We start from the raw sequence: 26,205 nt of genomic DNA, 5'->3' as shown, positions 1-26,205 counted from the left end.
GTAATACGGTATGTGTTTTTGCAATTTATTGCCGGATATATGAAATACAGAGGTTTACACACAAATCGCTGTCAGAATCCTTTATCTATCCGCAAAGTAATGATATATGTCCATGAAAGATATTATTATAGTTTTTACAGCTATTTTTTTGTTGAGTTCCTGTCGTGCTCAAGAGCCGAAGGCTGCGAAATCAGATTTTTCTAAATTACCGGCGAAAAGTGTAGGAAGCTTAGATACAGCAACATTTGCTGCAGGTTGTTTTTGGTGTACCGAAGCTCAGTTTAAGGAGTTGAAAGGTGTGCAGCAAGTTGTTTCCGGATATACAGGTGGATGGGTATCCAATCCCAGCTATGCTCAGGTTTGTACAGGCAATACGGGGCATGCAGAGGCGACCAATATTATTTATGATCCGAAAGTGATCAGTTACGACAAATTATTGGAGGCCTTTTTTGTCGCGCACGATCCCACGCAGCTCAACCGTCAGGGGAATGATGTGGGAACACAGTACCGCTCAGCTATATTCGTCCATAGTAAGGAGCAGCTGGATAAAGTACAGTTTTATATCGCGGCTCTAAATAAGGAGAAAGTTTATAACGAACCGATTGTAACTGAGGTTACGCCAGCAGTGGTATTCTATCCCGCAGAGGACTATCATCAAGATTATTATAGGTTAAATGGTAAGGAACCATATTGTCAATTGGTTATTAAACCGAAATTGGAAAAATTTAAACGTATCTTTTCCAAGGTGCTCAAAGAAGGAGAGTAACTTTGGGTATTCGTAAAATTTAAGGTAATTTTACTCTTGTTAGCATCATTTAGTGTGATTCTAAAAAGTTGAATAATAAATAATTGTAATATGTCTAAAGGATTTTTTACAGTTCCTGTTCCTGCAAATGAACCGGTGTATACTTACGCTGTCGGAACGAAAGAACGTAAATTGTTGAAAGCAGCAATTGATGAAGCACGTTCGAAACAAATCGATATCCCAATGTATATTGGTGGTAAAGAAATCACTACTTCTAAAAAAGTAAATATAGCTCCTCCACATGACCATCAACATATCTTAGGTCAATACAATCAAGGCGACAAATCTCATGTAACAGACGCAATCAATGCCGCTTTGGCAGCTAAAAAGAACTGGGAAAATCTAGCATGGGAAGATCGTGCAGCGATATTCTTGAAAGCGGCTGAATTGATTTCAGGGAAATACCGTTATGAGTTAAATGCAGCGACAATGTTGGGTCAGTCAAAGAACCCATATCAAGCTGAAATTGACTCTGCTTGTGAGATTGTGGATTTCTTGCGTTTCAATGTACAATACATGAGCGAAATCTATAAGCAACAACCTCCAGTATCGGGAAAAGGTGTGTGGAACCGTGTTGAACAACGTCCTCTTGAAGGCTTTGTGTTTGCATTGACACCGTTCAACTTTACTGCGATCGCAGGTAACTTGCCATCTTGTGTTGCGATGATGGGAAATGTTGTGGTATGGAAGCCATCCAATACACAAATCTATTCTGCAAATGTGCTGATGAAAATCTTCCGTGAAGCCGGGCTTCCTGATGGGGTCATCAACTTAGTGTATGTTTCGGGACCAGATGCTGGTGATGTGATTTTCCAACATCCTGATTTTGCCGGTATCCACTTTACGGGTTCAACAGGCGTATTCCAAGATATCTGGAAAACGATCGGTGATAATATCCACCGTTATAAAACCTATCCACGTATCGTCGGTGAGACAGGTGGTAAAGATTTTATTGTTGTACACCCTTCGGCGGATCTAAAAGCTGCGAATACGGCTTTGGTTCGTGGAGCATTTGAATATCAAGGTCAAAAATGTTCAGCAGCCTCGCGTGCGTATATTCCTAAATCATTGTGGCCAGCATTGAAAGAGTCAATGACTAATGATGTGAAGTCATTTACAATCGGTGGAACTGAAGATTTTACAAACTTTATCAACGCAGTTATCGACGAGAAATCGTTTGATAAATTAGCGAAATACATTGACCGTGCGAAAGAATCCAATGAGGCAGAGATCGTAGTTGGCGGTACTTATGATAAGTCCAAAGGCTATTTCATTCACCCAACGATCATTGAAGCTTCGAAGCCGGATTACGAAACTATGGTTGAAGAATTGTTCGGTCCCGTATTGACCGTATATGTTTATGAAGACGCTAAGTTTGAGGAAACATTAGATATCGTTGATACAACTTCTATCTATGCATTGACTGGTTCAATTATCGCACAAGACCGCTATGCCATTAATTTAGCTACTGATAAATTAAGACATGCAGCGGGTAACTTCTATGTGAATGATAAATGTACCGGTGCCGTAGTAGGACAACAACCATTTGGTGGTGCGAGAGGTTCAGGTACAAACGACAAAGCTGGATCTATGATCAACTTATTGCGTTGGGTGTCTCCACGTACGATCAAAGAAACGTTCAATCCAGATACGGATTACAGATACCCTTTCTTAGAAAAAGGCGAATAAAATAACCGAATTACGCTGCGCGGAAGGTTATTGTAGCTTGCTTTTAAGCTTTGATCGACGATAGCAGATACATTCAACATAATAAAGGCACTCCACATAGCGGAGTGCCTTTGTTATTTTTTAAACTGTCCCAGCTCAGTCCCATCGTCTCGGGTCATCCGGATAGCCAGTGATTTGGCAGATCCCGAAATATCGATAACGGTTCTTTTTCCAGCTTTTGGACCACCGCCTATAAATACGGGATAATTATGGTCTTTATCCGCCGGATAGTATCCATATTGGTGCGTATGGCCGGAGATCATGGCATCTATTTTATACTTCTGAAATAATGGATGGAAGCATTCCCGGTTATGCAATGTACCATGCCATTCGTCTGAATGGAATATGGGAATATGGCTGATCACCACTGTATGTTGAGCAGACTTTCGTTCTTTGGATTGTAATACGGTTTCCAACCACTTCGCCTGTTCTTTTCTGTAATTGTCGTAATCTACAGTACCCGCATATACCTCATGGCTGTCAGGTTTATCCTCACCACTATCTAGCATAATCCAAAAAATAGGTCCCCTTTTGAACGCTTGGTAGTATTTATTGTTGGGATAAGCGAAATACCGTTTGAAATTGCGGGCAAAGGAACCTCTCGTTTCATGGTTTCCACGGTTCATAATGAATGGTTTGCTTGTCGCAATGAATTCGATAGGCTTCAGTAGTTTTTCTGTAATGTCCTCCTGATTGCTCACATAATGAAAAGAGTCTCCATTTAAGACAAAAAAATCATAGATTGAACTGTCTTGGTTAGGGACAAGGTCGCGGTAGCTGCTTTTTTCTTCGTGCACATCATTGTAAACCAGGCAACGTATTTGTTCCTGGTTGTTTTTTGCCAGTTTTGCCTCAAAGATGGGCGTTTCGATTTCTTGCGCATAGACGATCTTATAGGGATCGAATTTTTGAATTTCTTTTGCTTTGATGCGATAGCGGAATGATCGGGGAGCCTCTTCGACAGTAAAATGAAAGAAATCTGTATTTGCATTAACCATACCATCTTCGGATTGGTGGATCGTTTGCTGTACATTACCTGCACTGTCAAGGATTTCCAGCCAAGCTAGCGCTGGTTTGCTCAAGATCGTAAAGATGCTGATTCCTTTCTCCGTCTGATTCTGTAAATAAGCCGGTACTATAAAATTAAAATCTCCTTCCAGATTTTCTTTTTCTTTAGCGACGCCTATATTGGGTAATGTAATTCCGGCCAGTGCTAGCGCTTCTAAAAATCTTCTTCTATTAAAATTCATAATGGGTTATTTAATGTCGATTTCAACATATAAAGGTCGATGGTCACTCGCATATTTCTCTTCAATCACACGGTGGTTGAAGAATTTTGGATGTGATGATGTATTGACCATAATATAGTCTATTTCAGTACTAGGCCTGTCCTGTGGAAAAGTAAAGCCGTTTTGGCTACTCGTTTTTGTGAATAGCATGCCAAGCTCTTTAATCGCGGGGTCGGTGGGTTTGGAGTTTAAATCGCCGACCAAGATAATAGGTCGTTTTTCATTTTTGAAGCGGGAAGTAATGAACTTTGCCTGAGCAATTTTGTTTTTATCTTTTAGATCCAGGTGGGTATTTGCGAATAAGATCTTCTTATTGTTGATACGTACTTCAACAATGGATAAGCTTCGGCGTTCGCTTTCGACAGGAGAGGGTAGAAAATGTTTTTCTACCCTTTCTATCGGATATTTCGATAATATTGCTGTTCCATATTCACCTTGTTCGAGATCTATTCCTTTTGAGAAGATGTAGTGCATTCCCGTCAATTCAGCTAGTTTTTTTGCTTGATCCTCGTTGTAGGAACGCCCTAGGTTGACATCAATTTCCTGCAAACCGACCAGGTCAGCGCTGCTATGTTTTATAATTTGAGCGATGGTATCGAGATTGACTACAGATTCCTTTTCTGAAGGTGGATTCCCATGGTGAATATTGAAGGAAAGTACGCGGATTTTTTGTGCACTGAGATGGAATACTGATCCAAAAAGGATCAAAAGAAATGCAATTAGCTTACGGTTCATTTTTCAAAGTTAAGTTTAGAATGAAGTCAGCGATTTATGTTCGCTCGGCTAAAAATACTAAAATCTTAGCGTACAAACTTGAAACTTTGTACATGTAACAAAATAATCATTTAAATTTAAACGGAGCTTGTTGAGGGGGAGGGGTAAAAAAATAGCCATCCTAAAAAGGATGGCTACCTACATTATACTAATTTTTACAGCAACTAGTCTTCATTTTCCTCTACGTGAAGCATAGGATCTTCGCCTGTTACTTCCGCACGGATTTTTGCCTCTAGTTCATCCATTAGATCTGGATTGTCAAACAATAGGGCTTTTACAGCATCTCTACCTTGTCCTAATTTGGTTTCACCATAGCTAAACCAAGAACCCGCTTTTTTGATGATACCATATTCAACACCCAAGTCGATGATTTCACCAACTTTTGAGATACCTTCACCAAAGATGATATCAAATTCCGCAATACGGAATGGAGGTGCTACTTTATTTTTTACAATTTTAACTTTTACACGGTTACCAGATACCTCATCAGAATCTTTGATCTGTGATGTACGACGGATATCCAAACGTACAGAAGCGTAGAATTTTAATGCGTTACCGCCAGTTGTTGTTTCTGGGTTACCGAACATTACACCAATTTTTTCACGCAATTGGTTGATGAAAATACAACAACAGTTTGTTTTGGCAATTGTTCCGGTCAATTTACGTAACGCTTGAGACATTAAACGGGCTTGAAGACCCATTTTTGAATCACCCATTTCCCCTTCAATCTCACCTTTAGGTACTAATGCTGCTACAGAGTCAATTACAATGACATCAATTGCACCAGAACGGATTAAATTGTCGGCAATTTCTAACCCCTGTTCACCATTATCCGGTTGAGAAATTAATAAGTTCTCAACATCAACGCCTAGCTTTTGTGCGTAATATTTATCAAAAGCGTGTTCCGCATCAATAATTGCTGCAATACCGCCTTTTTTCTGTGCTTCAGCAACAATGTGTGTTGCTAATGTCGTTTTACCCGAAGATTCAGGTCCGTATATTTCAATGATACGTCCTTTTGGAACACCGCCAATACCCAAAGCAATATCCAATCCTAATGACCCTGTTGAAATCGCCTCAATAGGCTCAACAGCTGTATCTCCTAATTTCATAATTGAACCTTTTCCAAAGTTCTTTTCTAATTTATCTAACGTCAGCTGTAACGCTTTTAATTTATCTGTGTTGCTCATATTTTTAGTATATATTTATCAAAATTAAAAATAAAAAATAATAAACCAAATATTTTCACTAAAAAAATTAGTTTTTTATTTCTACTGCGCTTGGGGCACCTTTTATGTGGTGGGTTTTCTCGAAGTATTTACACATGTAGGTAATCGGGCATTTTTCGCAAAGCGGCTTTCGGGCCAAACAAATATATCGTCCATGCAAGATCAACCAATGGTGCGCCACGGCAATAGTCTCTTTTGGAAGGTTTTTGACTAATTGTTTCTCTACCGCCAATGGCGTCGTTGCACGATAGGTGAGGCCAAGCCGGTTAGCCACACGGAATACATGTGTATCCACGGCCATTGCAGGATTATGATATACAACTGAGGAAATGACGTTAGCGGTTTTTCGGCCGACGCCCGGCAGTTTGATCAAATCCTCAATCTGCTCCGGTACGATATTGTTAAATTTTTCAATAAGCATCTGTGCCATACCCACTAGATGTTTGGCTTTGTTATTTGGATAGCTTACTGAGCGGATATAACTAAATACTTCATCAATGCTGGAGGCAGCTAAAGTATGAGCGTCCGGGTAACGTTCAAATAACTTTGGCGTTACCTGATTAATTCTCTTGTCTGTACATTGGGCCGATAGAATAACAGCGACAAGCAATTCATACGGATTACTGTAGTTGAGTTCTGTCTGCGCATCGGGACTATTTTTGGAAAAATATTCCACAAAAGCTTTGTATCGTTCTTGTTTTAACATCACTTCAAAACTAGCCAAAATTTCCATTAAAAAAGAAAATTTGAGCGCTGCTTAATACGTACCAAACTGAATTTTTTATTGATAAATAGAGCGTAATACTTATTCGTGTAACTGGGGGTCCAGTGGTTGTTTTAAGGACCCTACAGCGCTATTTAGCGACTTAAATAGGAAGGATAGGCTTGAATTTATGCCAATAAATAAGGCCTAATCTCAAGATTAGGCCTTTCTTTTTTCCATCTGTTTGGAATATGCCATGATATTCGCAATACATTGTTTGCTTGGGTTAAGCAACATTTTGGGTAATTGAAGTCTCAATTCATTTTCTATATCCTCATCAGTCATTACTTTCTCGTTTTGGGTTAGTAAATTTTGAACTTCGTTTTCTGATTGGGTAAAATTTTCTACCATAAGCGTCTCTAGTTTTGTCTCTGTAAGTTAATTAATTAAACGGACAAAAGATAGTTTTGGTATATAAAAAATGAGAATATTATTTATTTTTTCTTTTTACTACTAAATTCTTCGGCCTTTAAGATGGCATTATACGCGTTGACAATTCCTCCAGTGACAGAAATATCCGCAAATCTGACTGTTTTTGTGGCCTCTTCATTAATTTTTACCTGGACAGTTTGTTCTGGTTTTACAACAGATTCCAGAATAATCTGTTTGGTTTCCGCGGCAGAGAGCTTAGGATAATAGGAGCGTATCATAGCCGCTAATCCCGCAACCACAGGGGCTGCCATACTCGTACCCTGTTCTTCTTTATATTTTGAGTCCGGAATAGTAGAATTAATCCGAACCCCGGGAGCAAAAACATCAACTGTTTTTTTTCCATAATTGGAAAAATCTGCCAGAAGTTCGTTGTCCGGATGTAAACCACTCGCACCAACAGTGATCCAGTTATTTGCTATTCCTGTGGTGTCCCCCTTCGCATTCGTATAGTATTTCATTGGAAAATTGGGCTCCACATCATTATCTTCACTATCATTTCCAGCTGCATGTACCATCAAAACATCTTTCGATTCGGCATATTTAACAGCATCATCCACGGTTTGCTTGTTGTGTGAATAGCTCTTTCCGAAGCTCATGTTGAGTACTTTCGCTCCATTATCTACTGCATAACGGATTGCATTTGCGACATCTTTGTCCCGTTCATCGCCATCCGGAACTAAGCGTACTGTCAGTATCTTGACATTGTCTGCAACACCGTTTATACCAATATTATTGTTGCGTTTAGCACCGATGATACCCGCAACATGGCTTCCATGGAGCGCGTCAGGTCCTTTTACATCCGCATTTCCGTAATGACGTTCGGAAGCATCTTCGTAATTGTCGCCAATAATGGGACGGGAGTCATACTCTTTATTTAAATGGTAGTCAACCTGATTGTTGAAATACTTCGCCCCCTCGGTGATATCATCAAAAAATTTGACAAAACCATTCGTTTGAATTTCGTCTTTTGCATAACCCAGAGCGATACGTTGATTGTTCGATTTTGGGTTGAAGCTTTCCAGATCAGCCAATGTGATTTCTTCTGGTTTTTTACCTATTTCACGAACGACAGCGTCTAGATTTCGTTTAAGCGCATCATAGGAAAATTGACCCATTTTAGCCTCTTCTAACTTGTTCTTGTATTTTGCCACCATTTTTTGATAGGACAAAAAAGCTTTTCTGTCGGCTTCATTCAGTTCAGTCGTTGGTGTAACACCGGCAAACTTTTTATCTAAAGTCCTCAGTTGCCTGGTTAGCTCTAGATTGTCAAATTGAACATTTTTTCCATCGGCGTTACCAATAAAATTCCAGCCATATTTGTCGTTGATGTAGCCGTTGCCATCATTATCTTTCCCATTAGAAAGACTGTCTTTTGAATTGATCCAGACAATATCCTTGAGATCCTCGTGGAAAACATCCACACCACCATCCAATACACCAACAATAACAGGAGTTGATTTTTTCCCTTTTAATAATGTTTTGTACGCTTTCTCTGTACTGATGCCCATTACGCCATCCGTGTTGTAATCTAAATTATACCAGTTCTGTGGAACAGCCTCAGCCTGGGCAAACAAGGTCATTGGTAAAACACCTAAGGCGATAAGATATAGTGATTTCTTTAAATTCATAAAATTTTCTCCTAGCACAGTAGCAAATATAATATTATTGGACCTGTTGAATTGTTAATTTTTATTAAAAGTGATTTTTTATATAGATAATGAAGGATAAAGAATAGATCAGCTAATAATATATATCAAAATGAACGGCATATTTACAGTTGATCTTTTCCTGTTTATATATAGTTTTGCTATTTCTCTAGAAATGCATTAAATTCAATGTTCTGGGGGGTGATGACGATAGCAAAGTACAGGTCGTATTTGTTTTTATTAAAAAAGAGATTTAGCGCATTCATATTATTTATGCAACATAACAAAAATATACAGTGGCCGGAAGCTTCGGCTCCGATAGCTGCAGTGCATCCAAATAAAAGACAAATTCATGGAGATACTGTCATTGACGATTATTACTGGATGATTGACTATTTCAAAAAGGGACCAAGATCAGCAGAAGTGATCGACTATCTGACTGCGGAGAATACCTATACTGCCGCGATGTTAAAGGAGACAGAATCTTTTCAAGAAGACTTATTCCGGGAAATGAAATCCCGTATCAAGGAAAAAGATGAGTCGGTACCCTATTTTAAAAATGGTTACTATTATTACAGTAGAACAGAGGAAGGTAATCAATATTTCAAGTTTTGCCGTAAGAAAGGGACCTTGGATGCTAACGAAGAGCTCTTATTGGATATCGACCATCTCGCACAAGGTTATGCCTATTACGCCGCAAAAGGCTTTTCGATCAGTCCTGACAATCGCTTGTTGGCTTTTAGTGTGGATACGGTTTCCCGAAGGGAATACACGGTATATATCAAGAATCTGGAGACAGGTGAGATCTACCCCGATCGGATCGCTAATACCGAAGGTGCTGCAATTTGGGCTAATGATAACCAGACTTTATTTTACACTGCTAAGAACCCGATAACATTACTGAGTGAAAAAATTATGCGACATACACTTGGTACAGACGTTTCAACGGATGTATGCGTATATGAAGAAAAAGACAATACAAATTATATCGCGGTTGGTAAATCAAAAAATGGTAAACACATTATCATCAGCTCAGAAGGAACCTTGTCTTCTGAGGTTTGGTTGTTGAATGCCGATCTTCCCAATACTGATTTTAAGGTTTTTCAACCACGTCGAAATGATGTGCTTTATAATATAGTTCCTCTGGAAGATCGTTTTTTGATATTGACCAATGATGAGGCGATTAATTTCCAGATTATGCAATGTCCATTGGACAAAACTGATCGGCAACATTGGACAACATTTATCGCGCATCGACCGGATGTACTGGTGAGCGATATTGAGGAATTCAGGTCATTTTTGGCAATAGCGGAAAGAAAAGATGGATTGACTCAGCTGGCAATTTATGATTTGAATAATCAAGACCAGCATTATTTGGATTTTGGTGAGGTCGCCTATACGGTATATCCAGGAATAAATGTTGAATACAATACCACAAAACTGCGGTATGGATATACCTCATTGGTGACGCCAAGTTCGGTCTATGAATATAATATGGAGAATAGGACGAAAACATTGTTGAAGCAACAGGAAGTTTTAGGTGGCTATGACCAAAGTGCCTATAGGACCGAACGCATCTATGCCATAGCGAGGGATGGCGTAAGGGTACCTATTTCCCTTGTTTATAAAAAGGGAACACAATTAGATGGCACCGCTCCTTTATTGCAATATGCTTACGGCTCCTACGGTGCATCGATGGATCCCAATTTTTCCAGTAATCGATTGAGTTTATTGGACCGTGGTTTTATATATGCGTTGGCCCATATTCGTGGGGGTGAAGAAATGGGGCGTCAGTGGTATGAGGATGGGAAAATGATGCGTAAAATGAATACATTTTATGATTTTGTGGATTGTGGTAAGTATCTTATTGAGCAGCGCTATACATCGTCAGACCATCTTTATGCGCAAGGAGGGAGCGCAGGCGGACTCCTTATGGGAGTTGTTGCTAATATTGCCCCCGAACAATATCATGGCATGATAGCCCAGGTACCCTTTGTAGATGTTGTAAATACCATGCTGGATGAGACAATTCCGCTGACGACCAATGAATATGATGAATGGGGAAATCCCAATGAATCGGAAGCTTTTTTTTACATGAAAAGTTATTCGCCCTATGAAAATATCGAGCCGAAAGAATATCCGAATTTACTGGTCACAACTGGATTGCACGATAGTCAGGTTCAGTATTTTGAGCCTGCCAAATGGGTCGCGAAATTACGCACGGTCAAAACCGGCGACTCTATTTTGCTCTTGAAGACGGATATGGATTATGGACATGGGGGAGCTTCAGGCAGATTTGACTACTTGAAAGAAATTGCGATGGAATATGCTTTTCTGTTTAAGCTGGAGAGAATCGATCACTAAATATGAATAAAATCAAAATCGTATTTCTATTTTTTACCCATAAAAATGCCCCAAAGAGTCAGACAATTTTGGGGCATTTTTATCTGCTAATTTTTTATTGTTGAGCGTGATTAATACTGTCTTGCTGTTTCTGTAGACGTTCTTCACGTTCGATTTCTCTGGAATCGATCTGATGTTGCTGATAATTGTCCATGGCAACTTTGCTTGCCTTCTGGGACACATAGATTGCAAGTATAGCAACCACAGTAATGATTGCGAGCCCCCAAGCATACTTATGTTTGTCCTGTTTGACAAGCCAATACATAAAGATGATATAGGGTACAGCAAAAATAATATAGAAAATTAAACTTGGTGACATGCTATTTTCCGCTAAATGATGAATACAAAAGTATCGTTTTTGTCTAAAAATAACGAACATGTCGAAAAAACTCTCTTTTTGCATTGATAAAGCCTTAAACCTTTATCAGTTTTATTGTCAAATTAATATCGCGTTCAGTGTAGGGGCATGCCCCCATTGCTATTGATTAATTGCTTGAAAATGAAGGTTGCAGGCCTATTTTGAAGCTTAATTGTAATTTTTTGATTTTTGCAAAAAATCCATGATAATATTGTGGAAAAGAAAAAAATATTTTTATACATTTGCAACGTCAGAAACAATTGACAGAGAAATAAAATGAAACAGAGCAAAAAGAACGGCTATTCTTATACGCAAACTTTTGAAAAGTTTATGAGAAAGGTATTCTGTGCTTTCATTTTCGTAGAAATACCTGTTTTACGCTTCCGACGACCCATACTACCTCGGGCTTGATTTGAGGTAGTGAATCTTTCCAAACAAGACCATGATTGTCCGATGGTTTTGAATCCATTATTTTAATTTATTCAGTAACAAAACACGACAGTAGTTGTTGTTTTATTATTAGGGTCGTAAGTCAATGACTATATCAGATTTTTTAATTATTCCGGCTAAACCTGAGCATGCACACTATGCAGAGGTTATTTGCAACGAAATGTTCGAGTCTGCAAAGGCTCGTGGTACTGGTATTGCGCGTCGTAAACCAGAGTATGTTGCCAACAAAATGAATGAAGGTAAAGCAGTGATTGCTTTGCATAGGGACGGCCGATGGGCAGGGTTTTGTTATATTGAAACTTGGGGCCATGGTGACTACGTTGCAAATTCTGGACTTATTGTCAATCCCGAATTTCGGAAAGTAGGTTTGGCAAAAGCCATTAAAAAAAGGGTGTTTGATTTGTCCCGGGAAAAATACCCAAAAGCAAAGATATTTGGCTTGACCACAGGTTTCGCTGTCATGAAAATCAATTCAGAATTAGGATACGAACCAGTGCCTTATTCAGAACTGACCAACGATGACGAATTCTGGAAAGGCTGTCAGAGCTGCGTGAATTATGAAATTTTAATGAGCAAAGATCGCAAGAATTGCATGTGTACAGCTATGCTTTGGGATCCAGAGGAAAAAGAGCGTGAACTGAAAGAAAAGATCCAGCGTAAACATGAAGCAAAGGAACGTTTGGAAAGAATTACACAAAAACAATCGCTGCTAAAGCGTATACAGGCAAAGTTCTGGAAATCGGCCAATAAATTCATTGCAGTCAATTTTCCAAAGCATAATAAAGTTGCAAAAGGATTTTAATAAAATCATATAGCGCATGTCAACTGGCTGCATAGCCATAGAAAATAAATAATGAACAGACGATGAAACGGTCAGACAAACAATCGTTTCACCACAATAAAAAACAATTTATCTCAATGAAAAAAGTAGTTTTAGCATTCAGCGGAGGATTAGATACTTCGTTTTGTTGTATTTATCTTACGCAAGATTTAGGGTTAGAGGTTCATTCCGTCGTCGTAAATACAGGTGGTTTTTCGGATGAAGAATTGAAGAATATCGAAGCACGCGCCTATGCATTAGGTGTAAAATCACATACCACGATTGACGAAACAGCAGACTATTACCGCGAAACTATAAAATACTTGATCTTCGGAAATGTGCTGAAAAATGCGACCTACCCATTGTCCGTATCTGCTGAACGTGTATGTCAGGCTACCGCCATTGCAAATTATGCAAAGAAAATCGGCGCTGAATGTGTTGCACATGGGTCTACAGGAGCGGGAAATGACCAGGTGCGTTTTGATATGATTTTCCAGACCTTGATTCCAGGTGTTGAGATTATCACACCGATCCGTGATCTACAGTTGTCCCGCGAAGCAGAGATTGAATACTTAAATAAACATGGTGTTGAATATTCAGCTGAAAAAGCAAAATATTCAATCAATAAAGGTCTGTGGGGAACTTCTGTAGGTGGAGCTGAGACATTGACATCCAACCAATATTTGCCAGAATCAGCATGGCCAACACCTGTGACCTCTTTCGAACCTCAACAGATCACCGTAGATTTTGAAAAAGGTGAGCCCGTTGCTTTAAATGGTGAGAAAATGGAATCTGTGAAAGTCATTCAGGAGTTGCAAGCTATCGCACAACCTTATGGTATCGGCCGTGATATTCACGTAGGTGATACGATTATCGGTATTAAAGGTCGTGTCGGATTTGAAGCTGCCGCTTCGGTAATTTTAATTAAGGCGCACCACACCTTAGAAAAACACACTTTGACGAAATGGCAATTGTCCTGGAAAGATCAAATTGCTGCTTTCTACGGAAATTATATGCACGAAGGACAGATGCATGATCCTGTCATGCGCGATATTGAAGCATTCTTGCAGTCTTCACAAGAAACTGTAACAGGTCGCGTAATCGTTGAACTACATCCTTATCGTTTTGTAGTGATTGGTATTGAATCCGAGCACGATTTAATGTCCAATAAATTCGGTAGCTATGGTGAGATGAATAAAGGTTACACGGGTGACGATGTAAAAGGATTCTCCAAAATTTTTGGAAACCAGACCATTATCTGGCATAAAGTAAATCAAAAATAAAAAATTAGGATGCTTCTGTAAGCCATAGGCTTGCAGAAGTAAAGTCTTAATATTTATACTAGCTACTCAATACGAAATAGAAATATGATAAAAGTAGGAATCGTTGGTTCAGCAGGATATACAGGCGGAGAATTATTACGGGTATTGATCTATCATCCTGAAGTAGAGATTGTATTTGCTAATAGTGCGTCTAACGCGGGAAACAAATTATATGAAGTTCACAATGATCTGTTCGGTGATACAGAACTGACTTTCTCATCCGATTTTCATAGTGATATTGATGTTTTATTTCTGTGTGTAGGACATGGTGATGCCCGGAAGTTTTTAGAGGCTAATCCGGTTGCAGCAGCGGTTAAGATTATTGATCTTTCGCAGGATTATCGTCTTCGGGCAAATACAATGTATCAGGGACAGCCGTTTGTATACGGGCTTCCGGAATTAAATAAGGAAGCGATTCGATCGGCGCAATATATTGCCAATCCAGGTTGTTTTGCTACTAATATCCAATTGGCATTATTGCCATTGGCGAGTAAGGGGCTATTGCCCGATCAGATCCATGTCAATGCAACGACCGGATCTACCGGTGCTGGACAGAAACCGGGGGCGACCACGCACTTCTCCTGGCGTAACAACAATCTTTCTGCATACAAATCTTTCGAACATCAACACCTACAGGAAATTTCGGAGTCCTTGGATCAATTGCAAAATGGATTTTTACCAGCATCTGGCGATTCGTTGTTAGCGCGCGCTGCTGAAAAGATAAATTTCGTTCCACAACGTGGTGACTTTACACGTGGTATTTTCTCGGCAATTTATGTCGACTCAAATTTGACCGAGGAGCAAGCGTATGAGTTGTATCAAGCGTATTATGCAACACATCCATTTACGCACGTTAGCCGGAGCAATATAGACCTCAAACAAGTCGTAAATACCAATAAGAGTATTATTCACTTGGAGAAACATGGAAATAAATTGCTAATCTTAAATGCCACTGATAATTTGTTGAAAGGAGCATCCGGTCAAGCCGTACAAAATATGAATCTTATGTTCGGTTTGAATGAGCGTACAGGGTTGAATCTTAAAAGTGTTGGTTTCTAGATACTTGCGATTTAATCAACAGCTGTATTAACAGAATGTGAATAATAGAAGCAGGTAAAAACCTTATAAAATATAGTTATCAACATAATTGTTAACACTGTGTGGAAAAGTGAAGGGGACACGCTCTTCACTTTTTTTATATCCACTAATGGTTGGTGAAGTGATGGGGTACTCTATATGTTTCAAAGTATTGGCTGGTATCAACGTTTGTTTGACTAATTTAATACTTAGTTTACCAGATTGTATTGTTCCTGCATGTTTCTTAACTTCGTATCAATAATGGAGGCGAAATTGTCTTATTTCACTATTTCTAAGCAGCGTTAACCAATTTTAGAATGGAAGAAAGACCCCAGATACAACCTGAGCTTACCTTGGGAGACAAATATTGGAATTAATCGGCTACCTGTCCTTATTCGCACTATGGTGTCTGATTGCGATCAATTATAATAAGTTACCCGAGACTATTCCCGTACATTATGATGCCGCGGGCAAAGCAGATCATTTCGGTGGCAAAGAGACTATTTTAGCTTTACCGCTTTTAGCTACAATACTATTTATTGGGATGACCATCCTAAATCGATTTCCACATATTTTCAATTATTCGGTTAAGATAACAGCAGAGAATGCTTTTCGGCAATATACAAATGCATGCCGCTTGATCCGGTATTTGAAATTTATTATTGTAGTTATTTTGGCTGTAATCACTTTCAAGACTATTCCAAATTCGGCCGGAACTTCAGATGGGCTGGGCAAATGGTTTTTTCCGCTGACACTGGGATTTATTTTTATTCCGGTAATCTATTATGTTGCACAAGGATTCCGGAAAGCTTAGTACCTATATTAGTATCACATCCTATGTACTATATTCATTCCATAAAAAACACAAAACCAATCGGAGATCGAATCGCCTATCCGTTTAATATTGCTTCAATATTGAACCTGAGTGAGTTGCGGTTTAGATCCCCTGTAACCTTTATCATTGGAGAGAATGGTTCCGGGAAATCTACATTAGTTGAAGCCATTGCAATTAATGCTGGCTTTAATCCCGAAGGAGGAACTAAAAACTTTAATTTTCATACGAAAGATTCCCATTCCGAACTTTTTAAAGATCTGCAGGTCATAAGAACAGCCTTCCGTGAAAACGATGGATTTTTCCTAAGGGCCGAGAGCTTTTATAATGTGGCGACTGAGGTTGATGATATATTTGAAGGAGATCAGGGAGCTCTACAGAAAAGTTATGGCGGCTCATTACATGAATGCTCTCATGGGGAGAGTTTTCTTAATTTAATGCATAGACGCTTTTCGGGACGTGGCCTGTATCTGCTTGATGAGCCTGAATCAGCACTTTCCATCAATAGTCAATTACGGCTCTTAACAAGGATGAATCAACTGGTGAATAATAAATCCCAATTTATTATCGCCACCCACTCACCAATTTTGTTGGCCTATCCGGACGCGGAGATTTACACCGTGTCGGAACTGGGCTTGCAACAGGTGGACTATGAAGAAACGGAACAGTTTAAACTTTATAGGTATTTCCTGAATAACTATCAGAAGATGGTTGCCGAACTCGGTTTACATGAATAGGCATTGATTTATTACTATTTTTTTTACACAATCGATTGATATACATTTCCTTTCTTTTTCTGTCAATCTAAGCCTTATCTTCATCAAAATAATACAGTTTTCAAGAACCAATATAAATTCACGCTTATATCAACGGAATTGCTATAAGAAGGTTTATGTTCGATAAGTAGGATTGATATCCTTCAATTCCTATAAAACCCTGGTAGCTTAGGTAACATAAGTAGCCACGGTAACAGACAAGAGATGAAAAAATTTAAACAGATGAAAAGAAAATTCTTTATCAAGCACCTCTTCATAGGTGCCTTATCTTGCCTTTCATTAGGTGTTAACGCGCAAACTGCTATAAAATCCTATGCCGTACCGCTTGCGGGCAATGCTTTTATTACTACCGGCCAAGATGGTGGTGCGGAAATTTCCGGACGCAATGGATTGGTAAAATGGTCAAGTGATCAAAGCATTGCATCGGTATATTTCAGAACGGAGAAAACGGGGAACCTCGAATTAAGACTCAAAGCAAAAGCTCATGCCGGAAATTCCTCCAAAATAGAGATTTCTGCTTTGGGCAAAAAGAGTTCTTTGGATATCAAAGGGACTGAGTTAGTCGAAACAGCGGCTTTGTCTATTGATGTCAAAACGCCGGGCTACGTACAGGTGAATTTAAAAGGATTAAGTAAGTCGAGTGATAGGTTTGCCGATGTAACGGAATTAATCGTTAGTGGAGAAGCTGCATCTGAAGGACTTACCTACTCAAATGATCCTGATTATTACTATTGGTCACGTCGTGGTCCTTCCTGTCACTTAAATTATACGATACCGAGTGAGGGAAATGTCAGCTATTATTACAATGAGGTAACTGTCCCAAAAGGTGAGGATAAAGTCGGCTCATATTTTATGGCAAATGGCTTTGGAGAGGGATATTTTGGTATACAGGTGAATTCGGAAACCGAACGACGTATTTTATTTTCGGTTTGGAGCCCTTTTCATACAGATGACCCGAAAAGTATTCCAGATGAACAAAAGATCCATTTATTGAAGAAAGGAAAAGACGTGCATACAGGAGAATTTGGCAATGAGGGATCCGGTGGACAGAGTTACCGTAAATATTTCTGGAAAGCGGGTGAAACCTATAAATTCTTGTTGAAAGGCGTTCCGGATGGAAAAGGAAATACCGACTATACTGCCTGGTTTTTTGTGCCGGAGGAAAATGCATGGAATGTAATTGCTAGTTTCAAACGTCCGCAAACAAATACGTATTTAAAGAGATTTCATAGTTTCTTAGAGAATTTTAGTCCCAATCAAGGGTATTTAGGTAGACAGGTGGAATTTAAAAATCAATGGGTTTATGACGGTCAATGGCGCGCCGTTCAATCGGCTTCATTTAGTGTCGATAATACCTACCGCGCTCATCAACGTATTGATGCGATGGGGGGAAGAACAAAAAATGGCTACTTTTTAAGAAATGGCGGTTTCTTTAATGAGATTGTTAAACCGGGCAGCAAATTTGAGTTTGTCAATAAAAATACGGCTCCGAAAATTGATTTTGAGAAATTGCCATAAAGATAAAAAACAAATTATTTAGGCATAACGATCGGTAATAAAACAAGAGAGTCGCATCCAAATGCGACTCTCTTGTTTTTAAATGACTATTTTTCGGAGAGTTTAATATCTCGTTCTATCGATACGTTATCGCCGGTAACGGCATTTCCCTCTTTATCTACCAAGGTTAATTTTACTTTGTTATTTCCCATAGGTAAGCCCTTAATCTCATAGGGTCCCCATTTATCCAATGTAAATGTCTGTCCGTTGATATCTGCTATCACCTTATTTCCGTCTGGGGCAATATTGGTATTGACCAGATAAAAATCTAAAAGGACATTTTTGGTTTCATCTCCTTTGTATTCTCCTTTTGGACGAGAATAGAATAAGGATGCTCCTTTGGGCGCTGGCTCCTGTGTCAATTTTCCCGTTGCATCTATCTTGAATTTAATCAATTTTGAGGCCTCCGTTGTTTTAATGGATTCGTGATAAGAGCGGGACAAAAACGACAAGAGATAATGTTCTGAATTTAAAGCCAAAGTGACACTATGCTCCGGTTTATATAATGCAGTATATGGTTTGTTGTCCAAAATAAAGTGGATATGCTGTCCATCATGCGAGTTGGCCATGTGAGCTGCATGCTCGTCCGTTGTCATTTGAGTAAGCTTAAAGTTGCTGACATTATATTTCACTGTAACTTTTGCAGAGTCTGTGCCTACTTTTTCAGCGCTTACCGAAGCGATTCCTAGACTCGCTCCAGGAAATTGTTTCGAATCTGAAATTGGACTAACCGAAATGGAATCCATTTTCTGTGCAATACTTGTATCAGCATCAGTCATTGAATCTGTATGGTCGGTGCTCTTCTTGGTTGAATTATTACATCCAATAACCCCCATTAGCAAACTTAATGCGGCGGTAATGCCTGTAATTCTGTAGTACTTCATGATTTTTTTGTTTAAATTTTTAACACTCAGCATTTTAAATAACAAGTGTACAGGACCTTTTGTTTGTTAGCATGGAGAAAACAAGCTTTTGATTGTAAAAATATATTATATTCAGCTGGAACAACACTTGATTAATTGTTCTTGAAAGCAGATAAGAACCCAGAACAAGCAGGACCTATAATTTGAAGAAATAAATATTTAAAAAAATATTCATATTAGATGTAATAAATAGGACGCTTGAGATGTCTTGCTTATATAGAATGCAAAATGATAAAGGAAATGAAATAGCGCGTATTTAAAACGAATAGAGAAAAAGTAGGTAAGCAGGTTTGTACAATCAAAATCTCAAAGCTATCATCTCATACCAAATATTAAAATGAACCAAGAGCAATTTAAAAATACCGTTTTCGTCCATAAGGATAAGCTATTTCGCTTTGCGAAACGGATCTTGGTTGATGATGATGAAGCCTTTGATGCGGTGCAAAATGTGATGATGCGTCTATGGCAGGCGAAAGATAAATTGTATCAATATAGGAATTTGGAGGCCTTTTGCATGCAAAGTGTTAAAAATGAAGCGCTAAACCGGATAAAAAGAGATAAGGTCCGTACAGATTTTGCCGAACAACATCAGATTATTTCAACAACAGAAAATGCTGTTGGAAATACGAAAGAAATCATTTTGGAAATGATCAACTCATTGCCCGAGAAGCAGCGTCTTGTGATGCACCTGCGCGACGTGGAAGATTATGATATAGAGGAGATCGGTGAAGTATTGGAAATGGGGGAGTCTGCCGTCAGAGTGAATCTGATGCGGGCTAGACAGAAAGTAAAGGAGCAGCTGACAAAGCTATTTGATTATGAAAGCTTCCGGATTTATTCAAATAAAAAATAGATCTAATAGCTTCATTAATAGTGAAACTCAAATTTGTAATGATGAAAAACAGAAGATTAGCGGAATTGAAAGATAAGTACTTTGATGGCAAGTCGTCATCGGAGGAAGAAAGGGAACTGAAAAAATCGGATGAACTGTTTTTTCAGCTATTAGATCAGGAAAAGAATGTGAAAATGGACTGGTCGTTTGAGGATTTTGAAAATCAAGTCAAAGCAGATAAGAAAATCATCAAATGGCGAGACAATATCTGGATAAAATATGCTGCTGCGGCAATTCTCCTAGCGGTTATGGGATTAACCTTTTATCTGAATCAAGAGCCAGCAACACAGCCGTCGGTACTTGCTAATAAAGAGCTGAAAGAACCTCAAAGACCGTCGACAACGGAGCTGACGGAGCACAGTGAAGCAACAGTTCATTCGGACGTGGAGACCATAACAAGCGGGGACAGGAAACGAAGTGCAATGCTCATGGCAAATACTTCGACGCATTCCAATCAGCAGGTGCAATCAAAGCGAATGATGGCGAAAAAGAAGAAGGCTGTCCAATCTTTAAAACAAATGGAGGAAGGCTATCAAGCGGATTATGTTGTATTAAACGGTAAACCTGTTGCCAACGAAGAGGAGGCTGTAGAACTGACGCTCCGTTCACTGGGATTATTGGCAAATAATCTGGAAAATGGTGTAGATAAAGCAATGAATATAAAACAAATGTCAATATCGATTAACTAAAATAATATGAAAGGATTATTAATAGCTTGCCTATTACTTGTAGCAAGTATGGCAAACGCACAGATTTCCAAGTTAGATAAACTTTTCGAGCAATATCAAGGGAAAAAAGGAGTAACGACGCTTAAAATTGGCGCCCCTATGTTCAAATTGTTGGGAAACTTAAAAATTGATGATGAGGATATGCAGACGATTACACCGCTACTCAAGAATGTTAAATCTTTACGTATGTTGATTGTAGAAGATGGCGAAGATAAGGACTTGACGGGTATTATTCGTGGAGCTGTTTCAAACTTAAAATACGAGGAACTTATGTCGCTCAATAATGAAGGTCAAGACATCCGGTTCATGGTTGAAAATATGTCTGCGAATGCGGATATCCTAAATAATTTGTTGCTGACAATAAATGGAGATGGGCAGAACTTATTTATGATTCTTGACGGGGCAATTCCTTTGAAAGACGTGACTAACTTGGTCAATGAGGGAAGCAACAAAGTAAATAAAGACAAACAGAATAACAATAAAAAGTAAACGTTATGAAGAGATTACTAACATTGTTATGCCTAATTGGAGTGCTATTTTCATTGCAATCCTGCATCATTAAAAAAGGCTCCAACATGGATTTCGTCAGGGGATCCAATGTTTCGAATAATGCAGAGATCGTTGCCATCAATTTGCCGATGTGGTTGACAAAACCATTTATCAAAAAGGCCTTGCAGGATGAGAACGATGAGGATGCAAAGGTCATGGCGGATATCGTCAAAAAGTTGAAAAAATTCAGGATGATGACGTTATCAAATAATGATCAGGAAAAGAATGCGTTGATTCTGGAGGATTACCATAAGTTTTTAAAGAAAAATAAATTTGAGGAGCTACTGGTGATTAACAGTGAAGGGGAGGAGATCTCAATTAATGCGCGCATTGATAAAGATAATGTGATCAGCCGGGTTTCGCTATTGGTCCATGACGAAGGAGATGAAAGTGTATTTATGGATATAAAAGGTAAGTTTTCGCTGGATGAGCTTGTTCAGGGATTGAATAAGATAAAATCGAAGGATAAAAAGCGCACTACTAAATTGGCTGATACCCATACTGTAGTTCAACAGGAGCTTTAGTTCAGACAGAGATTCTTGATTAAACAGCATATAAATGCCCCAAAAACTATTTTAGTTTTTGGGGCATTGTTGTATTATACTTTCCTTTTATGGATGAAAGACGATGTCCAAAGCATCGAAAATATGCTTCTTGGCGGTACTTAAATCCGCGTCGGTATGCGCCGCAGAAACAAAACCAACTTCATAGCCCGAAGGACCGAAATAAACCCCTCTATTTAAGAGTTCGCGGTGCATGATTTTATAGGATTCCATGGAAGCGGGATCAATTTCACTTGCTTTCTTAATATCTTCTTGCTCAGTAAATGCAAACCAGAAAATAGAGGCAACGTGGAATAATTGTACTTTATAGCCTTTTTCAGCGATATAATCGCGCAGATTCTGTACGAATGCTGCAGTTTTCGCATTTAAGTTTGTATAGAAATCATCTTGCGCTAAAATAGTTAAGGCTGCAATACCTGCTGCCATGGCCACAGGATTCCCTGATAAGGTACCAGCCTGATAAACGGCACCATCAGGTGATATACAGGCCATAAGCTCTTTGGATGCTCCATAGGCTCCTACTGGCATACCACCGCCTATAATCTTACCATAGGTGATAATATCCGGCTGTATTTCGTAGTAAGCAGACGCTCCTTCAAAACCGATACGGAATCCGGTAATGACCTCATCCATGATTAGCATACTGCCATTTTCTTTTGTGATATCACGTAGGAAATGCATGTATTCTTTGGATTGCATCAATAGACCATTGTTGGCTGGAATACCTTCAATGATCACTGCAGCAATCTGATCTTTAAATTCTGTAAAAGCCGCTCTCAGCGCCTCTTTGTCATTTAACTCGATGACGATTGTTTCATCTGCAAAAGCTTTGGGAACGCCAGCCGAAGAAGTTTCTCCGAAAGTAACCAGTCCAGAACCAGCCTTCACTAAAAGCGAATCCGAATGACCATGGTAACATCCGTCAAATTTGATGATCTTATCGCGTTTGGTATATCCTCTTGCCAAGCGGATTGCGGACATCACAGCCTCGGTTCCTGAACTGACGAAGCGGATTTTCTCAATATATTTATTTTTTTCAATAATCAATTCGGCGAGTTGATTTTCCAGCGCAGTGGGGGCACCAAAACTCAATCCTTTACTTAATTGTGCGGCAACGGCCTCGCGAACTTGATCGTTATTGTGTCCCAAAATCAAAGGACCCCACGAACAGCAGAAATCGATGAACTCATTGCCATCGGCATCCCAAAGATGTGCTTTGTCGCCTCGTTCTATAAATAATGGGGTGCCAAATACGGATTTAAAAGCCCGAACCGGAGAGTTCACACCGCCTGGGAAATATTGTTTTGCTTTTTCAAATAATTCAGCAGATTTTGCTCTTGAAATATCAGGTGCTTGCATAGTCATTATATTTGAATGCGAAGTTATCTTTTTTTGCGAAGATAAGTCTCATGGAAACGTAAGGAATCAAGAATTGCCTAAATAAAGCCCTTTTCCAAGACTTCTTTCGAGTGGTACGATAAAATCGCTGTTGCGCCCGCGCGTCTGAAGCTTAATAAAGTTTCCAGGATTACACGTTCATCCAGCCAGCCATTTTGTATGGCTGCTTTTAACATGGCATATTCGCCACTGACATTATACACCGCAATTGGAAGATCAAAATTATCAGCCAGAAGTTTCACTATATCTAAATAGGGTAGTCCCGGTTTGACCATTAGAAAATCCGCACCTTCTTGGGAATCTAGTTGTGCCTCGATAAGCGCTTCTTTTGCATTAGCAGGATTCATTTGGTAGGTTTTCTTGTCACCATGTTTTGGAGCTGAGCCCAAAGCATCCCGGAAGGGTCCATAATAGGCCGACGCATATTTAGCAGTATAGGACATTAGAGATACGTTTGTGAAGCCATTATGGTCCAATAGTTCACGAATATATCCGATGCGTCCATCCATCATATCCGATGGTGCAATAATATCAGCACCAGACTGCGCATGTGCGAGTGCCATCTTGCCCAATACTTCCAGCGTTTCATCATTTAGGATCTCGCCATTCTCAACAATTCCATCATGACCATCGCTACTGTAAGGGTCCATCGCCACGTCGGTGACAATACAGGCTTCCGGAAAATTTTTCTTTACTGCTTCAATGGCCCGTAAATACAAGCTTCCGTCGCGGTAACTCTCTGTTGCGTATTTGTCCTTCAATGATTCTTCGATATTGGGAAAAAGGTCAAATGAACGTAAGCCTAATTTGAGGCAGCTCTCCACTTCTTTCAATAAATTATCTATTGAATAACGGTAGATACCCGGCATGGATTTAACCTCGGTTTTTTGATTTTGGCCATCTACAATAAAAAGTGGAAAAATCAAATTCGACGCGTCTAAACGTGTCTCTTGAATCATGTCGCGAATCACGGCAGATTTACGATTTCTTCTCGGACGTTGTAACATTATATTTAATTTATTTATGATCCAGTAATCCAGTGTTGCTCAGTGACCAAGACTAAAAATTTTTTTGCCAACTTCTCAATACTGGATACTAACTACTCAATACGATTAATATTCCAAGCCAAATACAGCCTCTGAAAGACCGATCTCATCTGGAGAATATGGAAGTGTGTAGGGAACATTCATCTCATCAAACTTCGCCCCGGTTGAACGACCGATACAGATGACCTTTTGTCCCGGTTCTAAAAGATTGTCCGCAAAATAGGCCTCAACATTGCTAGGACTGGTAAATACGAGGACTTCAGCATTGGACGGATCCACATCCTCCTCCAATACAGTCTCATAGACTGGGATATTAATGATTTTAGTCTCTGGACTTAATGCTTTTTGAATCGTCTCAAGCGATTCTTTTGCACGCGGGATAAGTACCGTTCCACCATTTGCCAATTCGGCAAATTTCTTAGCGATTTCATCCATGTTAATCCCTTCACTGTCACCGGAAAAATCCGCTACGCGATCATACTTGCGTAGTATTTCCTCTGATCCACGACCGATCACGCCTATTTTGGTCTTTTTACTTAACCGAGGCTCCAGATTGAAAAAATGCTCAATCCCGTTTTTGCTTGAAAATATAATCCAATCAACATGCTTTAGGATAAAAGGATCCAGTTTGTTGATGATCGGAAATATTTTGATCAATGATCGGCCTTCGATGGAAATATTGTGTTTAGCCATTGCCCGTGCGAAATAGGAATTTTCATCTACCTCTCTGGAAATAAAGACAGATCGAGGTAACTTACGGTCTTTGGCGTACTTGCTGAAAATACGCTCCGCCAGTCGGTCCGGATCAGCATCTTTCAAGTATACACGATCCGGAAAATCTTCACTTGTATCGGCAATGGAAGCCCAAGCTTCATATTCATCACCGCTTTTGCGGCAATAACATCCGAGTGGTGCATGACATCCTGCATCAAATTTGTTCAGTACCAAACGTTCCACAGCAATGGTTTTGGCAACTTCATCATTATTAAGCGGTTGTAATGCTTCAAAAAGTTCTTTGTCGACTTCACGGATCTGAATGGCTAATACACCTTGTGCCGGAGCAGGGATAATTTCGACCGGTGGAATTTCTTCGACATGAAAATCAGAGATATCCATTTCAATACGGCTGATACCCGCCTTTGCAAGCACGATCGCATCGTATTGTTCATCCCGCAGTTTTTGCATTCTTGTTTGTAGATTGCCCCTTAGATCGTCGAATTCCAGGTCGGGACGCAATGCCGATATCTGCGCCTTTCTACGGTTAGAAGATGTTCCAACAGTAGCATTATGTTTTAACGATAGGCGTTTCTTGATATCAACGCAATCCTTGTGAATAATTAATAATTCGGAGGGGTCTTCCCGTTCAGAAACCGCCGCAATAATTAATCCTGGCGGGTTGATCGTAGGTAAATCTTTGTGTGAATGTACGGCTAAATCGATGGTTCCATTTAAAAGCTCTTCCTCAAGTTCTTTCGTGAAAAATCCTTTTCCTTCCAATTTATCCAGACGGAGATGTTGAATGATATCGCCTTGAGTTTTGATGACTTTTAACTCTGCTTCAATACCGATTTCATGTAATCGGTCTTTCACAAAATTTGCCTGCCACATGGCAAGAACACTTCCCCGGGTGCCAATAATTAGTTTTCTATTCACGTTATTTTACTTTACCTATTAAAATGTGTTTAATACCATTTATCGAAGCAAAAATAAATAAATAGGTGGAATATGTTGACACGTTACTGTCATTATCTAGTAGGAAATGATTGATAAACCGAAAATTAAGAAAAGCGAAGGAAAATTTTGACAAAAAGGAAACTGCGTACGAACATTATTACGGCCTGCACG

At 39.3% G+C, this 26,205-nt stretch carries 24 protein-coding genes; 13 read left to right on the top strand and 11 right to left on the bottom strand.

The genetic code is table 11. The annotated features are described in order from the left end of the window. The first annotated feature begins 112 nt into the window (after nt 1-112). Together msrA and pruA are read left to right on the top strand one after the other, a co-directional pair. Nucleotides 113-766, top strand: a complete 654-nt coding sequence (msrA, locus tag BWD42_RS19445; RefSeq protein ID WP_077438084.1) for a peptide-methionine (S)-S-oxide reductase MsrA — start codon at nt 113-115, stop codon at nt 764-766. A gap of 90 nt (nt 767-856) precedes the next feature. Then, nucleotides 857-2,494 (top strand): L-glutamate gamma-semialdehyde dehydrogenase, encoded by a 1,638-nt coding sequence (pruA, locus tag BWD42_RS19440; protein WP_077438083.1) that lies wholly within the window; start codon nt 857-859, stop codon nt 2,492-2,494. Between the two features lie 113 nt (nt 2,495-2,607). Here the strand turns inward: pruA and BWD42_RS19435 are convergent, their stop codons facing one another. From BWD42_RS19435 to BWD42_RS19410, 6 genes are all read right to left on the bottom strand, one after another. Continuing rightward, entirely contained in the window at nt 2,608-3,783 is a 1,176-nt protein-coding gene (locus BWD42_RS19435) for a metallophosphoesterase family protein (protein WP_077438082.1), read from the bottom strand. A 6-nt stretch (nt 3,784-3,789) separates the two neighbouring features. After that, the gene (locus tag BWD42_RS19430) at nt 3,790-4,557 is read right to left on the bottom strand and encodes an endonuclease/exonuclease/phosphatase family protein (protein ID WP_077438081.1); all 768 of its coding nucleotides are present in this window, start codon (nt 4,555-4,557) and stop codon (nt 3,790-3,792) included. Nucleotides 4,558-4,760: 203 nt separating this feature from the next. Then, the gene (gene recA / locus BWD42_RS19425) at nt 4,761-5,786 is read right to left on the bottom strand and encodes a recombinase RecA (protein ID WP_077438080.1); all 1,026 of its coding nucleotides are present in this window, start codon (nt 5,784-5,786) and stop codon (nt 4,761-4,763) included. Nucleotides 5,787-5,853: 67 nt separating this feature from the next. Continuing rightward, nucleotides 5,854-6,531: an endonuclease III gene (gene nth, locus BWD42_RS19420; RefSeq protein ID WP_077438301.1), complete on the bottom strand. Its 678-nt coding sequence runs from the start codon at nt 6,529-6,531 to the stop codon at nt 5,854-5,856. 216 nt (nt 6,532-6,747) lie between these two features. Beyond that, nucleotides 6,748-6,939, bottom strand: coding sequence for a hypothetical protein (locus tag BWD42_RS19415; RefSeq protein ID WP_077438079.1), 192 nt, complete (start codon nt 6,937-6,939; stop codon nt 6,748-6,750). A gap of 83 nt (nt 6,940-7,022) precedes the next feature. Then, nucleotides 7,023-8,648, bottom strand: a complete 1,626-nt coding sequence (locus tag BWD42_RS19410; RefSeq protein ID WP_077438078.1) for a S8 family peptidase — start codon at nt 8,646-8,648, stop codon at nt 7,023-7,025. 291 nt (nt 8,649-8,939) lie between these two features. On the opposite strand from BWD42_RS19410, the gene BWD42_RS19405 reads away from it, so the two are divergent. After that, entirely contained in the window at nt 8,940-11,030 is a 2,091-nt protein-coding gene (locus BWD42_RS19405; RefSeq protein ID WP_139351218.1) for a S9 family peptidase, read from the top strand. Between the two features lie 94 nt (nt 11,031-11,124). On the opposite strand, the gene BWD42_RS19400 is transcribed toward BWD42_RS19405, so the two are convergent. Beyond that, nucleotides 11,125-11,388 carry a hypothetical protein gene (locus BWD42_RS19400; RefSeq protein WP_077438077.1) on the bottom strand — a complete coding sequence of 88 codons (264 nt, stop codon included), beginning with the start codon at nt 11,386-11,388 and terminating at the stop codon, nt 11,125-11,127. Between the two features lie 574 nt (nt 11,389-11,962). Between BWD42_RS19400 and BWD42_RS19395 the strand changes: the two genes are divergently transcribed. From BWD42_RS19395 to BWD42_RS19370, 6 genes are all read left to right on the top strand, one after another. Then, nucleotides 11,963-12,679 (top strand): GNAT family N-acetyltransferase, encoded by a 717-nt coding sequence (locus BWD42_RS19395; protein WP_077438076.1) that lies wholly within the window; start codon nt 11,963-11,965, stop codon nt 12,677-12,679. Nucleotides 12,680-12,795: 116 nt separating this feature from the next. Continuing rightward, nucleotides 12,796-13,980 carry an argininosuccinate synthase gene (gene argG / locus BWD42_RS19390; protein ID WP_077438075.1) on the top strand — a complete coding sequence of 395 codons (1,185 nt, stop codon included), beginning with the start codon at nt 12,796-12,798 and terminating at the stop codon, nt 13,978-13,980. A gap of 84 nt (nt 13,981-14,064) precedes the next feature. After that, nucleotides 14,065-15,078, top strand: coding sequence for an N-acetyl-gamma-glutamyl-phosphate reductase (gene argC / locus BWD42_RS19385; RefSeq protein ID WP_077438074.1), 1,014 nt, complete (start codon nt 14,065-14,067; stop codon nt 15,076-15,078). Between the two features lie 385 nt (nt 15,079-15,463). Beyond that, nucleotides 15,464-15,910 carry a DUF1648 domain-containing protein gene (locus BWD42_RS19380; protein WP_217700106.1) on the top strand — a complete coding sequence of 149 codons (447 nt, stop codon included), beginning with the start codon at nt 15,464-15,466 and terminating at the stop codon, nt 15,908-15,910. A gap of 23 nt (nt 15,911-15,933) precedes the next feature. Then, entirely contained in the window at nt 15,934-16,665 is a 732-nt protein-coding gene (locus BWD42_RS19375; RefSeq protein WP_077438073.1) for an AAA family ATPase, read from the top strand. 261 nt (nt 16,666-16,926) lie between these two features. Continuing rightward, nucleotides 16,927-18,222 carry a DUF3472 domain-containing protein gene (locus BWD42_RS19370; protein ID WP_077438299.1) on the top strand — a complete coding sequence of 432 codons (1,296 nt, stop codon included), beginning with the start codon at nt 16,927-16,929 and terminating at the stop codon, nt 18,220-18,222. Between the two features lie 86 nt (nt 18,223-18,308). On the opposite strand, the gene BWD42_RS19365 is transcribed toward BWD42_RS19370, so the two are convergent. After that, the gene (locus BWD42_RS19365; protein WP_077438298.1) at nt 18,309-19,145 is read right to left on the bottom strand and encodes a hypothetical protein; all 837 of its coding nucleotides are present in this window, start codon (nt 19,143-19,145) and stop codon (nt 18,309-18,311) included. 376 nt (nt 19,146-19,521) lie between these two features. Here BWD42_RS19365 and BWD42_RS19360 point away from each other — a divergent pair, with 376 nt between their 5' ends. From BWD42_RS19360 to BWD42_RS19345, 4 genes are read left to right on the top strand one after another with little or no spacing between them, the layout of a single operon-like run. After that, nucleotides 19,522-20,037, top strand: a complete 516-nt coding sequence (locus BWD42_RS19360) for an RNA polymerase sigma factor (RefSeq protein WP_077438072.1) — start codon at nt 19,522-19,524, stop codon at nt 20,035-20,037. Nucleotides 20,038-20,075: 38 nt separating this feature from the next. After that, entirely contained in the window at nt 20,076-20,765 is a 690-nt protein-coding gene (locus BWD42_RS19355) for a hypothetical protein (RefSeq protein ID WP_175992100.1), read from the top strand. A gap of 6 nt (nt 20,766-20,771) precedes the next feature. Further along, nucleotides 20,772-21,293, top strand: a complete 522-nt coding sequence (locus tag BWD42_RS19350; RefSeq protein ID WP_077438070.1) for a DUF4252 domain-containing protein — start codon at nt 20,772-20,774, stop codon at nt 21,291-21,293. Nucleotides 21,294-21,298: 5 nt separating this feature from the next. Continuing rightward, the gene (locus tag BWD42_RS19345) at nt 21,299-21,877 is read left to right on the top strand and encodes a DUF4252 domain-containing protein (RefSeq protein WP_077438069.1); all 579 of its coding nucleotides are present in this window, start codon (nt 21,299-21,301) and stop codon (nt 21,875-21,877) included. An 87-nt stretch (nt 21,878-21,964) separates the two neighbouring features. On the opposite strand, the gene hemL is transcribed toward BWD42_RS19345, so the two are convergent. The 3 genes from hemL to hemC form a co-directional block, all read right to left on the bottom strand. Further along, entirely contained in the window at nt 21,965-23,275 is a 1,311-nt protein-coding gene (hemL, locus tag BWD42_RS19340) for a glutamate-1-semialdehyde 2,1-aminomutase (RefSeq protein WP_254846280.1), read from the bottom strand. 77 nt (nt 23,276-23,352) lie between these two features. Beyond that, nucleotides 23,353-24,321: a porphobilinogen synthase gene (hemB, locus tag BWD42_RS19335; RefSeq protein ID WP_077438067.1), complete on the bottom strand. Its 969-nt coding sequence runs from the start codon at nt 24,319-24,321 to the stop codon at nt 23,353-23,355. A 105-nt stretch (nt 24,322-24,426) separates the two neighbouring features. Beyond that, a complete protein-coding gene (hemC, locus tag BWD42_RS19330) occupies nt 24,427-26,013 on the bottom strand; it encodes a hydroxymethylbilane synthase (RefSeq protein ID WP_077438066.1) in 1,587 nt (528 codons plus the stop codon). Between the last annotated feature and the right edge of the window lie 192 nt (nt 26,014-26,205).

Source organism: Sphingobacterium sp. CZ-UAM, from assembly GCF_002000245.1.
GTDB lineage: Bacteria > Bacteroidota > Bacteroidia > Sphingobacteriales > Sphingobacteriaceae > Sphingobacterium.
The sequence above is the reverse complement of the archived record's forward strand: the minus strand, read 5'-3'. Positions and strand labels throughout refer to the sequence as shown.

Excerpts from the sequence above, each read along its gene's own strand:
- BWD42_RS19370 (WP_077438299.1), top strand. The coding sequence starts at position 16,927 with ATGAAAAGAAAATTCTTTATCAAGCACCTCTTCATAGGTGCCTTATCT.
- hemL (WP_254846280.1), bottom strand. The coding sequence starts at position 23,275 with ATGCAAGCACCTGATATTTCAAGAGCAAAATCTGCTGAATTATTTGAA.
- argC (WP_077438074.1), top strand. The coding sequence starts at position 14,065 with ATGATAAAAGTAGGAATCGTTGGTTCAGCAGGATATACAGGCGGAGAA.
- pruA (WP_077438083.1), top strand. The coding sequence starts at position 857 with ATGTCTAAAGGATTTTTTACAGTTCCTGTTCCTGCAAATGAACCGGTG.
- BWD42_RS19365 (WP_077438298.1), bottom strand. The coding sequence starts at position 19,145 with ATGAAGTACTACAGAATTACAGGCATTACCGCCGCATTAAGTTTGCTA.
- BWD42_RS19435 (WP_077438082.1), bottom strand. The coding sequence starts at position 3,783 with ATGAATTTTAATAGAAGAAGATTTTTAGAAGCGCTAGCACTGGCCGGA.
- hemB (WP_077438067.1), bottom strand. The coding sequence starts at position 24,321 with ATGTTACAACGTCCGAGAAGAAATCGTAAATCTGCCGTGATTCGCGAC.
- BWD42_RS19345 (WP_077438069.1), top strand. The coding sequence starts at position 21,299 with ATGAAGAGATTACTAACATTGTTATGCCTAATTGGAGTGCTATTTTCA.
- recA (WP_077438080.1), bottom strand. The coding sequence starts at position 5,786 with ATGAGCAACACAGATAAATTAAAAGCGTTACAGCTGACGTTAGATAAA.
- BWD42_RS19395 (WP_077438076.1), top strand. The coding sequence starts at position 11,963 with ATGACTATATCAGATTTTTTAATTATTCCGGCTAAACCTGAGCATGCA.
- BWD42_RS19410 (WP_077438078.1), bottom strand. The coding sequence starts at position 8,648 with ATGAATTTAAAGAAATCACTATATCTTATCGCCTTAGGTGTTTTACCA.
- BWD42_RS19360 (WP_077438072.1), top strand. The coding sequence starts at position 19,522 with ATGAACCAAGAGCAATTTAAAAATACCGTTTTCGTCCATAAGGATAAG.
- msrA (WP_077438084.1), top strand. The coding sequence starts at position 113 with ATGAAAGATATTATTATAGTTTTTACAGCTATTTTTTTGTTGAGTTCC.
- BWD42_RS19355 (WP_175992100.1), top strand. The coding sequence starts at position 20,076 with ATGATGAAAAACAGAAGATTAGCGGAATTGAAAGATAAGTACTTTGAT.
- BWD42_RS19405 (WP_139351218.1), top strand. The coding sequence starts at position 8,940 with ATGCAACATAACAAAAATATACAGTGGCCGGAAGCTTCGGCTCCGATA.
- BWD42_RS19415 (WP_077438079.1), bottom strand. The coding sequence starts at position 6,939 with ATGGTAGAAAATTTTACCCAATCAGAAAACGAAGTTCAAAATTTACTA.
- BWD42_RS19350 (WP_077438070.1), top strand. The coding sequence starts at position 20,772 with ATGAAAGGATTATTAATAGCTTGCCTATTACTTGTAGCAAGTATGGCA.
- nth (WP_077438301.1), bottom strand. The coding sequence starts at position 6,531 with ATGTTAAAACAAGAACGATACAAAGCTTTTGTGGAATATTTTTCCAAA.
- BWD42_RS19400 (WP_077438077.1), bottom strand. The coding sequence starts at position 11,388 with ATGTCACCAAGTTTAATTTTCTATATTATTTTTGCTGTACCCTATATC.
- argG (WP_077438075.1), top strand. The coding sequence starts at position 12,796 with ATGAAAAAAGTAGTTTTAGCATTCAGCGGAGGATTAGATACTTCGTTT.
- BWD42_RS19375 (WP_077438073.1), top strand. The coding sequence starts at position 15,934 with ATGTACTATATTCATTCCATAAAAAACACAAAACCAATCGGAGATCGA.
- BWD42_RS19430 (WP_077438081.1), bottom strand. The coding sequence starts at position 4,557 with ATGAACCGTAAGCTAATTGCATTTCTTTTGATCCTTTTTGGATCAGTA.